Source organism: Fructobacillus parabroussonetiae (assembly GCF_018437265.1).
In the GTDB taxonomy this organism is placed as follows: domain Bacteria; phylum Bacillota; class Bacilli; order Lactobacillales; family Lactobacillaceae; genus Fructobacillus; species Fructobacillus parabroussonetiae.
This window is the reverse complement of the sequence record NZ_JAAMFL010000007.1, coordinates 1-13,218: the sequence shown is the minus strand read 5'-3', so window position 1 is coordinate 13,218 and position 13,218 is coordinate 1. Positions and strand designations below refer to the sequence as shown.

The window sequence follows — 13,218 nt, the reverse complement described above, 5'->3', positions numbered from 1 at the left end:
GCTTTGGCAGGCTTTTTTCTTTTGTCTTAAGATAATAATCGACTCGACTTATTATGAAAATAATATAGTGAATCGCTCGTATTGAAAAATATGAGCGATTTTTTTATTTTTAACGTGTTATTTAATAAGACCAGAAGAATTTTATGATTGGTCAATTGTTTTTAACGTGCAGCCATCGATTGCTTTTAAGTACGCAACCAAATATATTGATGAAAAAAATATCGATTTTGATGATCCAATGGCGCTGCACGGCTCAATTTATCCTGATGCTCGCGCGATTGTGCTGAATAATGATCTTTTATCAGATGATGAATTAAAGAAACTGGCCATTTTATAACAGCAATCATCTTTACCTTATACAAAAACAGGCGCTGGTATATTGATACCAGCGCCTGTTGATGCGTTTGTTGAATTATTTTTCGTCCTTCTGTTGACCCAACGCCTTAGCTCGGTTCTTCTTTTCCTCTTCGGAAATGGGGTCGGGGAAGGAAATGAAGTCTTCCAAAGGGTTATTGAGGTGTTCTTCTTGATTAACAATGCGTGCCATTGGTTTGTCACTCCTTTGATTTACTGTTTTTATTATACAACAGAGATGATTAAGTCCTGATTAAACGGTTTCTTCTTTGCTGCTTTCCTTTTCAAAAAGCAACGTCGCCCCATCCTTTGCAGTGAAACAGGCCGCTGAGAAGGGCCCTTCAAAGTCGGTCACGACACTTCGCTGAATAGAAGAAAGGTTGTCCGTAACGGGCAAGGCTAAAATGAGTTGGCCGCCATCTTTTAAGAACGGCCAGGCACTTTCACATTCATCGTTTATGGTGTGCCGGTCGACGGCTGTACTTTGGCTGTAATCGAGAAGGAGCAAGTCAACCTTGGTCAATCGGCCGAGTTCCTGCCGTAAGGCATCAGCTGAGAGACGACCGTTTTCAACGGTGACCCGATCTTGTAAGCCAGCCATAAAAAGGGAAGCGGCGGTTTTGTTGGCTTCTTCGCGTTCTTCGTGGAAGGAAAGGACCATCCCTTCGGAACCAACGTGAGATGCTAAGAAACGGGTCTTTTGGCCATTCCCGGCACAGCCGTCCACGACCAACATACCGGTCTTGACTTCGTTTTCTAAAAAGTTTTGTAAGAAGCGTTCGTTTGAAAAGACCATTCAGGCCACCTCCAATGAATTCTACTGCTAGTATAGCGAATCTTGTGGTATAATAACAGTACTTTTCAACACTAGTAGTAACGACGGAGCATCAGAAAGTAAGCGGGGCTGAAAGCTTGCCAACCAACGTTATGAACTCGGTTGAAAGCGCGATTGGTGAAGGTAGTAGTCAATCCGTTATACCGCGTTAAGGTACTGAGACCGGAGGCGACTTTGGCAAAATGTAGGTGGGACCGCGGTTTCAACCGCCCTACGTTAGCTCTTTTTGGGCTGACGTGGGGCTTTTTTATTTAAAAAGGAGAAGACATGGGATACGATCACCAAAATATTGAAAAGAAGTGGCAGCATTATTGGCAGGATAATAAGACCTTTAAGGCAACGGAAGACGCCGCAAAGGATAAGTACTATGTCTTAGACATGTTCCCTTATCCGTCTGGTCAGGGTTTGCACGTTGGTCACCCAGAAGGGTACACGGCAACGGATATCGTCTCCCGTTACAAGCGGGCACAAGGCTTTAATGTCTTGCATCCAATGGGCTGGGATGCCTTTGGCTTGCCTGCTGAACAGTATGCCTTGAAGACGGGCCATGATCCCGCAACCTTTACGAACCAAAACATTCAAACTTTTAAAAACCAAATCCAATCGCTTGGCTTTTCTTACGACTGGGATCGTGAAATTAACACGACGGACCCTGAGTACTACAAGTGGTCACAGTGGATCTTCGAACAGCTTTATAAGAAGGGGCTGGCTTACGAAGATGAGATGATGGTTAACTGGGCACCGGACTTTCCAGGTGGTGGCTTGGTTGTGGCCAATGAAGAAGTCATTGACGGTAAGACGGAACGTGGTGGCTACCCCGTCTACCGCAAGCCAATGAAGCAGTGGGTCTTGAAGATTACGGCCTACGCGGATCGCTTGATTGACGACTTGGATGACTTGGATTGGCCAGAAGCCATCAAGGAACAGCAACGAAACTGGATCGGCCGTTCAGTCGGGGCGACGGTTCGCTTTGCTATTGAAAACCATGACGATGATCAAATCGAAGTGTTCTCCACTCGTGCCGACACTTTGTTTGGGGCTTCTTACATCGTCTTAGCGCCAGAACATGACTTGGTCAATACGATTACCACACCAGAGCAAAAAGAAGCTGTGACGGCTTATCAGAAGCAAATCGCTTTGAAGTCCGACTTGGAACGAACGGATTTGAACAAGGATAAGTCCGGGGTCTTCACCGGGGCTTACGCCATTAATCCGGTAAACGGCGACAAGTTGCCAATCTGGATCGCTGATTACGTGCTGGCCTCATACGGAACCGGAATGGTGATGGGTGTGCCTGCCCACGATCAGCGTGACTGGGACTTTGCCACGAAGTTTGATTTGCCAATTAAGCCCGTGATCGAGGGTGGCGATGTGACTAAGGAAGCCTATACAGGCGAAGGGGTCCACATTAACTCCGGCTTCTTGGATGGTTTGGGAAAGCAAGAAGCCATCGACAAAATGATTGCCTGGTTAGAAGAACACGATGCCGGTGCTAAAAAAGTCAACTACCGCCTCCGTGATTGGATTTTCTCCCGTCAGCGTTACTGGGGAGAGCCAATCCCCGTTATTCACTGGGAAGATGGCACGCAATCGCTGGTTCCCGAAAGTGAACTGCCCCTTCGTTTGCCTCGCTTGACCAAGGATGAAATGAAGCCTTCTGGAACGGGGGAATCACCTTTGGCCAATGCCAAGGACTGGTTGACGGTCACCCGTGAAGACGGCGTGAAGGGTCGCCGTGAAACGAACACGATGCCACAGTGGGCTGGCTCTTCTTGGTACTTCCTGCGTTACATGGATCCAAAGAACCCGGATGCCTTGGCTGGTAAAAAGGCCTTGGACTACTGGCAAAACGTCGACCTCTACGTCGGTGGTGCCGAACACGCTGTTTTGCACCTCTTGTACGCTCGATTCTGGAACAAGGTCTTGTATGACCTTGGACTCGTGCCAAACAAGGAACCTTTCCACAAGTTGGTTAACCAGGGGATGATCCTTGGTGAAAACCACGAAAAGATGTCCAAGTCGAAGGGTAACGTGGTGAACCCCGATGACATCGTGAATGAATACGGCGCCGACACGCTGCGTATTTACGAAATGTTCATGGGACCTTTGACACAAAACAAGCCATGGTCTGAAGAAGGGGTGACGGGATCACGCCGTTGGTTAGACCGTGTTTGGCGCATGCTGCTAAACGAAGATGGCACGTTGACGGACAAGTTGACGGCCGGAACGTCAAAGGATTTGGAAAAGGTCTACAACGAAACGGTCAAGAAGGTGACTGAAGACTTGGAAAACCTCCACTTCAACACGGCGATTTCGCAGTTAATGGTCTTTGTTAACGAAGTCTATAAGCAAGATCAGCGACCTGCCGCCTACATGGAAGGCTTTGTTCAGTTGTTGGCTCCCTTTGCCCCACACTTGGCCGAAGAACTTTGGTCGAAGTTGACGGGCTCAACGGAATCAATCGCTTACGTTGCTTGGCCAACTTATGATGAGAAGGCCTTGGTTGATGACCAGAAGGAAATTATTTTCCAGGTCAACGGTAAAGTCCGCTCGAAGCAAGTGATGCCGGTTGATGCTTCCAAGGAAGATATGGAAAAAGCGGCGCAAGCCGATGACAAAGTCCAGAAGTACCTCGAGGGCTTAGACATTAAAAAAGTTATTGCCATTCCTGGCAAATTTGTTAACATTGTGGCGAAATAATATTGCCCTCTGTTGACTTTAACCGGGTAGTCAAAATTGATTACTCGGGTACATATTGAAGGAGTACCCATTCATGACCCAGAAGGATCCAAAACAAGCAAACGGCCGTGTCAATCAGACCGAAGTTGACGGGCAGTATTTGACGGCTGAAGAGCTTTTGGAAAAACTCGAGATTAACTTGCAGCCAAAAAAGGAGAGTAAGTGGTCGTTTTTTAAATCCCGTAAACAAAAAGAAGACGACGAGGAAGTTCGTCGGTTGATCGCCCGCGGCCAGCAAAACACTGCTGCGGATCACGAGGTATCGACTAGGGCAAGTGAGCCACAACCGTCAGCGCAAGAAGCTGAAAAGAAGGCAGAAGGTTCACTGGCTGCCTGGCCCATGCAAAATTTCGACCAAGCAGCCGATGAAGAAGAGGCCATCAGCCAAGTCGAAGCAGAAGGCGTTCAAGCAGCCGAAACGAAACCAGCAGAGCCGTCACCAGCGAAGCAAGCGGAAACCAATCAGGCAGGAACCAATCAGGCTAAGCCTTCGCTCACCGACAACGAAGAAGACACAAGTCGCCTTGTGGCCGATGCCAAGGCCGCAACGGCTTCGGCCCAGGCGGCAGCTGCCGTCAGCAGCAGTGCGACGGCGACCGCCTCGACCACTTTGAAAAGCACGATTGCTACGACGAGTTCGAAGGAGACGAATCAAGATAACCAGGCCCTTGTTCGTGGTTCTTTCTGGCTATCCCTTGGAAACATTGTCTCCCGCCTCTTGGGGGCGGCCTTCATTTTGCCCTGGTTGGCCATGCTGGGAGCGGCAGCCAACCAGGCGAACGCGCTTTTTTCTCAGGGTTATAACATTTACGGAATCTTGCTCTCGGTGGCCACTTTTGGCTTCCCATCGGCGATTTCAAAAGTCATGGCCCAGTTAATTGCAAAAGAGGATGAAGACGGCCTCTGGTCGTTGACCAAGCAATCGCTTCAAATTGGGACCTTGCTGGGACTGGTCTTTGCCCTTTTGCTCTACGTGGCAGCGCCGGTTCTATCAAACGGGAATGAAAACGTCGTGCCCGTCTTGCATTCACTGGCACCAGCCGTGTTCGTTTTCCCAGCCATGTCGATGGTCCGGGGAATCTTCCAGGGCCACCAATTGATGCATATTTCCGCCCTGTCTGAGATTGTCGAGCAGGTTGGACGGATTATTTACCTGTTGCTAGCTACTTGGGTGGTCCTTGGCCATGACAGCTCCAACTGGACGGGCGCCGTCGTGCAGGCGACCTTTGCCGCCTTTATCGGGGCACTCTTTGCCATTTTGGTTCTGGCCTATGGCTGGATTCGCTACAAGAACTTGCTCCACCCGGACAAGCCGGTTTCAAACGGCAGCCTAGTCTACCAGAAAAAGTCCAAAGCCAAGGCGAACCTTCTGTCCTTCTTTAAGCCGGAAAAGGCGCAGTCGCTGGTCTTAGACATTTTGAAGGAGTCTTGGCCCTTTGTCATTATTGGGGCTTCGACCAACTTGTTCCTCTTCGTCGACCAGTATTCCTTCTTCCCACTGATGAAGGCGTTTTTCCACACCAATGCCGATAATCTGCAGGTGCAATTTGCCCTTTTTTCCGCCAACCCGAATAAGCTGGTGATGATTGTGATTTCCTTTGCCACGTCAATTGCGGCAACGGCGCTGCCAATCCTCGCTGCTAAGAAGGCGGCGGGGGCGGGGGCCGAACTGAAGCAACAGCTGGTGGCGACGCTGCAACTGACGGCGCTGGTCTTGTTGCCATCGGCTTTGGGGATGTATGCCATTTCCGACGTGCTCTACAAGTTCTTCTACCCAATTGATGACACGGCTCAGGCGGGAATTTATCTTTTGCAGTTCTCGGCCTTGTTGACGATTATTATGGCCTTGTTCATGTTGCTGGCCTTTGTCTTGCAGGCACTGTCTGAAGGCAAAGTCGTCATGCGTTTTTTTGGCTACGGCTTGCTCATCAAAGTCGTTAGCCAAATCCCCTTGATTTACCTCTTCCAGGGGATGGGCGCCTTAATCGCGACTGGCCTTGGTCTTGGTTGGTCACTCTATGCCATGCTGGCCTTCTTGGTTAAGCATTACCGCTTGTCCTTTGCTGCCATGAAAAAGACTTTGCTGTTGGCTTACTTGGCTTCTGCAATCATGGCGGTTTTGGCCTACTTGACGACCAAATTCTCGACGGCCTTCTTGCTTTCTGCAAATTCCAAGCTAGGGGCTGGTCTGGCTACCTTTCTTGCCGTTTTGGTAGGGGCAGGGGCCTTGGTCTACCTATATAATCGTTTCGGGCTTTTGAGACAGGTGCTCAACCGGGGACGGATTCAATCCTAATAAACTGGGCGTCTTGTTCATGCAAGACGCCTTTTTTCGTGCAGAAAATTCTCTGGTGCACCCCCTTATAGACGCTGTCATTCTGTGTTATGATTGGATTCGTGAACAAAACGCAGGTAAGGAGGTTGTGCACCATGAAAAAGCAAACGAAAAAGTGGCGTAAGGTTGCGCTAACCATCATCTTTTTCTTTGTGTCCGTTGCCCTTCAAGTGGTCGGACTGAACTACTTCTTGATTCCAAACAACATTTTTTCGGTTGGTTTGAACGGAATCTCCCAGCTGATGTCTTTGTCGGCCAACCAATTCTTTGGCTTACACATTCAAACGGGTGTTTTCTTCCTGCTCTTTAATATTCCAATTGGAATAGTCGGCTTCAAGATGGTCGGGGGTAAGTTTACCATCCTGTCCTTTATTAACGCGGTGGTCGTCTCCATTCTCTTGATTTTCTTGCCAACGCAAGCCTTTACCACACAACCGCTGCTTGCCTCGCTCTTTGGTGGCTTGTTGGTCGGTTCCTCAGTCGGACTGGCTTTGCGTTATGGCTTTTCAACGGGTGGCTTTGACATCATTGCGCTGATCATTCAAAAGCGTACGGGAAAATCAATTGGTGCCTTTTCAAACGTCGCCAACGGCATCATTGTGTTGATCGCCGGCTTCTTTATCGGCTGGCAAAACGCCATGTATACCTTGATCGGTATTTATGCGACCGGGCAGGTGATTGATACCTTGTATACCGGCTATCAAAAGGTGACGGCTCTGATTGTGACCTCAAAGGGCGAAGAGGTCATCGACGTCTTGCACCGGGACCTCATTCGAGGCATTACGATTTTGCCATCGTCTGGGGCCTATACCAAGCGTGAATCGACGACTTTGATGATGGTTTTGTCGCGTTTTGAATTGTTCGAAATGCAAGAAGCCGTCCACTCGGTCGATCCAAAAGCCTTCATTAATTTGCTGTCGACGGTTTCGGTTTCGGGTGAATTCTGGGATGCCGACCGGCAACTCCAAATGAAAAAGTCCATCGGGCCAAAGGCCGTGACCATCGACGCCCAGTTGGAAGCCGAGCAACAGCTCGAAGACCAGCTAGCACAACTCCAAGAAAATCAAAAAGACGCTTAAAAGCAAAAAAGTGAACCGGGCAAAGCCGGTTCACTTTTTTATTGGCAGCGTTCATAACAGAGAAAATCGTCAACAAGCCCTGTCTCGATAAAGCCGGCCTTTTCGGCCACCCGTCGGCTCGCTTGATTCTCTTCCTTGATTCGAAGGACTAAGCGGCCTAGGGCGAGCCTTGTCAAGGCGTGTTCGCTGATCAACTCAACGGCCCGGCTGACGATTCCTTGGTTTTGGTACTGCTGGCTGATCCAGTAGCCGATTTCAGCCGAACGTTTCGCTTCGTTAACGGCGTGTAGGTCCAACATGCCGACCGGCTGCCCAGCAACCACTAAAGCGAAAACGAGGGGCTGGCCCTCGAACTGCCGGTTCTTTTCCCGGAGCAAAAAGTCCTTTTCGTCCTTTAAGGAAAGATCCATTGCCCAGGGGAGAAAGTCGCCAATGGCCGGGCGACTGTCAACAATCGCCTGAAAGAGTGGCGCGGCGTATTTCACCTGGATGGGTTTAATTTGAACTAGCCCGGCTGCGGACTGGAAAGTTTTCATGAAGGATTCCTCAATTAAAGACAATAAAGTTGTGTACGTTAATAAAATATTAAAATAAAATGAGAACAAAAGCAAGGGCGATAATCGTCTTGTTTGACGGGGGAAGATCACTTGAATTCTTTGCCCGTCATCTGTATAATAAATCTAACAACTCAATTAAAAACGAACAGATATATCGCTGGAAAATGGCCAGCAGTCTCTACCACGCCCCAAAAGTCGTGACTATCCGTGATTGTTTTTGAAAAGACTTTTTTCAATGGCATTCTGCGGATCTGGTAAAAGATAGCGGAATGCCTTTTTTGGTGCAAATATCGGTTGAATGAAGGAGAATCATGGCAGCATTTCAGATGAAAAACAAGTTTGTGCCGATGGGCCTGACTTTTGATGATATGGCAATGACTGGTGAACAGGGCAATGCAGTCCCCGCCGCCGACGTTTCGCTCAAGACGGCCTTAACGCCTAGCTTGAAGTTGAACATTCCACTGCTTTCTGCAGCCATGGATACGGTGACCGAAGCACCATTCGCCATTGCCCTGGCACAGTTCGGTGGCCTGGGCGTTGTGCACAAAAACATGACGATTGCTGATCAGGCAAAAGAAATCCAGAAGGTCAAAGAAACAGCTGTTGATCTGAACAAGACGCCAATGGCTGCCCTTGATGACAAAGGCCGTCTCCTGGTTGCCGGTGCGGTCGGTGTGACCAATGACACGGTGGATCGTGCCAAAGCCATGGTTGAAGCCGGTGTCGATGCCATCATCTTGGATTCGGCCCACGGCCATTCCGAAGGGGTTCTTCGCAAAGTTTCCGAAGTTCGCGCGGCTTTTCCAGAGTTGAATATTATCGCTGGAAACATTGCCACTGAATCAGGTGCGGCAGCGCTTTATGACGCCGGTGCCGATGTCGTTAAGATTGGAATCGGCCCTGGTTCGATTTGTACAACCCGTGTGGTTGCCGGAATCGGTGTGCCACAGCTGTCAGCCATTCGCGATGCGGCAAAGGAAGCCAAGTGTCGTAACAAAGCCATTATCGCCGATGGTGGGGCGAAGACGGCAAATGATATTTTGAAGGCCATTGCCATGGGTGGTAACGCCGTGATGATGGGTTCGATGTTCTCTGGAACGAAGGAAACGCCGGGCGATGTCTTTGAGGAAAACGGTAAGAAGTTTAAGTTCTACCGGGGCATGGGCTCGATTGCTGCCATGGAAAACGGTTCGAAGGACCGCTACTTCCAGGGTGAGGTGAACGAAGCCAAGAAGATGGTGCCGGAAGGAATCGAGGCTCGCGTGGCTTATAAGGGCGAGTTGAAGGACATTCTCCAGCCAATCCTGACGCACTTGCGTGATGGTTTGGCAAAGATGGGCGCCGAGACGATTCAAGAAGCAATCACCCATGCGTCCTCGATTCAAAAGACGACAACGACGTATGATTACCAGTCAGGGTTGATGGCAGACGATGCCGACTTGGCCAAGCATGGTTTGGGCTATGATGAAACGCTGCTGGTACCAGCAGCTTCCAACGTCTTGCCCCATAAGGTAGACCTCCAAACCAAGCTTTTGGACTTAGCACTGGCCAATCCATTACTGGCCAGCGACCTGACCGACGGCAAGGCCGAAGAAGTGGCCACGGCCATGAGCCAGTCCGGTGGTCTGGGCATTGTGCCCGCCACGGAATTGGTCGCTGACCAAGTCGACCTTCTAAAGTCAATTCGCGCCACCGATGGGGTGTCGAAGTTGGCTGCCGAAGTTTGGTTGACCGCTGATCATAATGAACGCGTGGCGACTTTGGCAAACGAGGCCATTGATGCCTTGGTTCTTTACTTGCCAAAAGCCTTTGATTTCAGCGTTATCGCCGATGTGAAGGCAACAAAGGCCTTGATTGGTTCCAAGGCCTTGATTGTTGGAACGGTGGAAGATCCAGCGATTGCCAAGCAATTGGCCGAAGCCGGTGCCGATGCCGTGATTGCCGGTCGTGCCAATGATTCGGCCTGGGCTGACGATACCCACTACCCATTCTTGACGACGGTGATGACTTTGGCCGAAGCCTTGGCAGATCGCCAAACGGCTGTGATTGCTCAAGGGGGCATCCACTATTCCGGTGACGTCGTCAAAGCCATCGCTGCTGGAGCCGATGCCGTGATGGTCTCAGATTATCTGATGAAAGAAGAAGTTCCAGAAGACGCCATCTTCCAAATCGATGGTGGCTTGCGTGCGGGAATGGGCTACACGGGCTCACACAATGTGGCCCAGCTAAAAGAAGACGCACAGTTCGTCCAAATCACGGATAACGGGTTGAAGGAATCACACCCACACGATGTCGAAATTACGAAAAAAGCGCCGAACTACGTTGAACAGGAAAGAGATTAAAGATGGCCATTTCAAATGACAAAATCTTAGTGCTGGACTACGGTTCTCAGTACAACCAACTCATTACCCGCCGCGTCCGCGAACTCGGTGTCTATTCCGAACTGAAGTCCAACAAGATGACGGTTGAAGAAATCAAGGAATACAATCCAAAGGGAATCATCCTGTCGGGTGGTCCGAAGTCCGTTTACGACGAAGACGCCTTTACCATCGATCCCGAGATCTTCGAATTGGGAATCCCGGTCTTGGGTGTTTGTTACGGGATGCAGCTGATTGCCTGGCACTTGGGCGGCAAAGTCGAAGCTAACCCGGGCAACGGAGAGTTCGGTCAAACCGAAATTACCTTGACGGCGCCTTCAAAGCTCTTTGCTGGCACGCCTGAAAAGCAGGTCGTCTTGATGTCGCACTCCGACAATGTGACGAAGTTGCCTGACGGCTTTAAGGTTGCGGCCTCGACGTCAAAGACGCCGATTGCGGCCATTGCAAACGATGAAGCCGGCATCTACGGTGTTCAGTTCCACTCGGAAACGACTTTGTCCGAGCATGGAAAAGAAATCATCAAGAACTTTGTGATGAACGTGGCCGGTGCTAAGGCCACTTGGTCGATGGCGGAATTCATCGATGAACAGATCGAAAAGATTCGTGCTGAAGTTGGCGATAAAAAAGTCCTGCTCGGCCTTTCCGGCGGTGTGGATTCATCCGTCGTTGGGGTGCTCTTGCAAAAGGCCATTGGCGATCAACTGACTTGTATCTTCGTTGATCACGGCTTGCTCCGTAAAAACGAGGCTGACCAGGTCATGGACATGCTCGGTGGCAAGTTCGGCTTAAACATCATTAAGGTCGATGCTCAGGATCGTTTCTTGTCGAAGTTGGATGGCGTGACGAATCCAGAACAGAAGCGTAAGATCATCGGAAACGAATTTATCGAAGTTTTCAATGACGAAGCGACGAAGTTGAAAGGCATTGATTACCTGGCCCAGGGAACGCTCTATACCGACGTCATCGAGTCTGGTACGGAAACGGCCCAAACGATTAAGTCCCACCACAACGTGGGGGGCTTGCCAGAAGACATGCAGTTCCAATTGATTGAGCCTTTGAACACGCTCTTTAAGGACGAAGTGCGTGAATTGGGTGAGCAGCTGAACATGGATCACGAATTGGTTTGGCGTCAGCCATTCCCAGGTCCTGGTCTTGGTATTCGCGTGATGGGGGCCATTACGGAAGACCGTTTGGCCATTGTCCGTGAGTCCGACTGGATTCTTCGTGACGAAATTGCAAAGGCCGGCTTGGAAGATTCCGTCTGGCAGTACTTCACGGTTTTGACGAACAACAAATCCGTTGGGGTCATGGGCGACTTCCGTACTTACGAGTACACGATTGCCATCCGTGCCATCACGTCCATTGACGGGATGACGGCGGACTTTGCTCGCTTGCCATGGGATCTCTTGCAAAAGGTATCCTCACGAATCGTCAATGAAGTGGATCACATTAACCGCGTCGTCTACGATATTACGGCGAAGCCACCCGCAACGGTGGAGTGGGAATAAGCAACCCACATTGAGAGAGAAGACAAAAATCGCACGCCTTATTTAAGGGTGCGATTTTTATGCGCTTTGAAAGTTATGTAACAAAGTCGTTCACACTGTGTTACAGAAAGGTTACATCGCAATGTCCTTATAGTTACCTAAAGGTAACTTTCTCGTTAAAAAAGTACCGTTTCGACACGATGGCGTTACAATAGAGATGTAAAAAAGTCTGAACCATCGTTTTATATCTACGCCTTCAAAAAGACGCCCTTACAAGACAATGGCTAAGAAAGAGTGCCTTGCTTGCAAGCAAGGTCTTCTTCTTAGCCTTTTTGGTTGCAGAAAATGGACTATTTTGGGGGAATGATCATGAAGGATCAAAAAAACTTTTCGTTAAAAGAACACGTGAAGATGTATAAGTCCGGCAAAATTTGGCTCTTTGCCGCCGTCATCGGATTAACACTTGGGGCCGGTGCCCAAGTGCCGCCGGCTTGATGACCTTACCAGGATTCCCAACCGCCATTAAGGCATCGGCGGATGATAGTACTTCATCACCATTTTGGTTTGGTCAGAATCAGACCTATTTTCAGCACTATAGTGCGTTGACATTGCCAACATCCAATAGTATTCCTGAGAGTGTGCAGTCAAAATGGTCAAATGCGAGTGAAATTAACCAAGAAAAGACACAAAATACCTTCGCTTATAAGAGTTTGACCTATGATTCGACAACTAAGAAATTCACGATGACACTTGAGTACAATTCTCCTGCTTTGAAAGGGGAGGGACGTAAGTCATACTTTGATTTGGCTTTTTCACAGTCGATGTCAAGCAAAACAAGTGACGTTCATTTGTTAACTTCTAGTATCAAGGGTGCTGCGCCTGATACGACATTGGAAGCAAAGAACGGTGTCTTCAGTAGTGGTTTTGATGCGGGTCAACAGCTAGGTGGATTGTATACGCTGAAGATGACAATTGATCCTGTTAAAATCTTGTCATCAGACGAGATGACTGGAATGTACTCTTCTGATACGGATACAACGGGTTATCACCCAATTTTCCAGGCCGCTCGAACAGTTGGTTATAACGACTTTGGTCCGCAGTTTAACGATGCTTTGCTGGCTCAACTGAAGATTAATTCAAAAGGTACAATCAGTTCTCTTGATAACTTAACACCTGATCAGAAGTCTGGTTACAATAATCAAATTGATGGTGAAAACACTAACAAAGATTTCGTTAACGATCTGAATAAAATCACAAATGATGCAACGGATGCTGATAAGAAGGCTGCTTGCTCGTATGCTGATAAAATGGACAGATTTTATGCATCGTCCACTGTATAATTATCCCAAGACTAAAAAGGAAATCAGCACATGACTAAAAGGCCACGTTATTCACAGGAATTCAAAGATGCCATTGTTGCCCTCTATCAAGAAGGTCGTTCCTCTCTGTCACTT

General features: G+C 48.9%; 11 protein-coding genes, 1 pseudogene and 1 riboswitch. Of the genes and pseudogenes, 9 read left to right on the top strand and 3 right to left on the bottom strand.

What is annotated here, in order from left to right:
- The first annotated feature begins 166 nt into the window (after positions 1-166).
- Positions 167-337, top strand: coding sequence for a hypothetical protein (locus tag G6R30_RS04365; protein ID WP_213821852.1), 171 nt, complete (start codon positions 167-169; stop codon positions 335-337).
- 75 nt (positions 338-412) lie between these two features.
- Here G6R30_RS04365 and G6R30_RS06270 read toward each other — a convergent pair whose 3' ends face one another.
- Positions 413-547: a hypothetical protein gene (locus tag G6R30_RS06270; protein ID WP_274381106.1), complete on the bottom strand. Its 135-nt coding sequence runs from the start codon at positions 545-547 to the stop codon at positions 413-415.
- Between the two features lie 60 nt (positions 548-607).
- A complete protein-coding gene (locus tag G6R30_RS04360) occupies positions 608-1,150 on the bottom strand; it encodes a class I SAM-dependent methyltransferase (protein ID WP_213821850.1) in 543 nt (180 codons plus the stop codon).
- Positions 1,151-1,456: 306 nt separating this feature from the next.
- Here G6R30_RS04360 and leuS point away from each other — a divergent pair, with 306 nt between their 5' ends.
- The 3 genes from leuS (at position 1,457) to G6R30_RS04345 (ending at position 7,342) form a co-directional block, all read left to right on the top strand.
- The gene (gene leuS, locus G6R30_RS04355; RefSeq protein WP_213821848.1) at positions 1,457-3,889 is read left to right on the top strand and encodes a leucine--tRNA ligase; all 2,433 of its coding nucleotides are present in this window, start codon (positions 1,457-1,459) and stop codon (positions 3,887-3,889) included.
- Positions 3,890-3,962: 73 nt separating this feature from the next.
- Positions 3,963-6,224 (top strand): oligosaccharide flippase family protein, encoded by a 2,262-nt coding sequence (locus tag G6R30_RS04350; RefSeq protein WP_238476792.1) that lies wholly within the window; start codon positions 3,963-3,965, stop codon positions 6,222-6,224.
- Between the two features lie 134 nt (positions 6,225-6,358).
- Complete coding sequence (locus tag G6R30_RS04345) at positions 6,359-7,342, top strand: YitT family protein (protein ID WP_213821846.1); 984 nt, start codon at positions 6,359-6,361, stop codon at positions 7,340-7,342.
- A gap of 38 nt (positions 7,343-7,380) precedes the next feature.
- Here G6R30_RS04345 and G6R30_RS04340 read toward each other — a convergent pair whose 3' ends face one another.
- Complete coding sequence (locus G6R30_RS04340; RefSeq protein WP_213821844.1) at positions 7,381-7,878, bottom strand: GNAT family N-acetyltransferase; 498 nt, start codon at positions 7,876-7,878, stop codon at positions 7,381-7,383.
- A 148-nt stretch (positions 7,879-8,026) separates the two neighbouring features.
- A riboswitch (purine riboswitch) is annotated at positions 8,027-8,123 on the top strand.
- 87 nt (positions 8,124-8,210) lie between these two features.
- Between G6R30_RS04340 and guaB the strand changes: the two are divergent.
- The 5 genes and pseudogenes from guaB to G6R30_RS04320 all read left to right on the top strand — a co-directional run.
- Positions 8,211-9,314, top strand: a pseudogene (guaB, locus tag G6R30_RS06225) (IMP dehydrogenase); the annotation flags it as partial.
- Between the two features lie 6 nt (positions 9,315-9,320).
- Positions 9,321-10,241, top strand: a complete 921-nt coding sequence (locus tag G6R30_RS06220; RefSeq protein ID WP_238476794.1) for an IMP dehydrogenase — start codon at positions 9,321-9,323, stop codon at positions 10,239-10,241.
- Between the two features lie 2 nt (positions 10,242-10,243).
- On the top strand, positions 10,244-11,785 hold the full coding sequence (gene guaA, locus G6R30_RS04330) for a glutamine-hydrolyzing GMP synthase (RefSeq protein ID WP_213821840.1): 1,542 nt from the start codon (positions 10,244-10,246) through the stop codon (positions 11,783-11,785).
- Positions 11,786-12,133: 348 nt separating this feature from the next.
- Positions 12,134-12,259: a KxYKxGKxW signal peptide domain-containing protein gene (locus G6R30_RS04325; protein WP_213821838.1), complete on the top strand. Its 126-nt coding sequence runs from the start codon at positions 12,134-12,136 to the stop codon at positions 12,257-12,259.
- Entirely contained in the window at positions 12,259-13,104 is an 846-nt protein-coding gene (locus G6R30_RS04320) for a GA module-containing protein (RefSeq protein ID WP_213821836.1), read from the top strand. The genes G6R30_RS04325 and G6R30_RS04320 overlap by 1 nt, the downstream gene beginning before the upstream one ends.
- Positions 13,105-13,218: the final 114 nt, after the last annotated feature.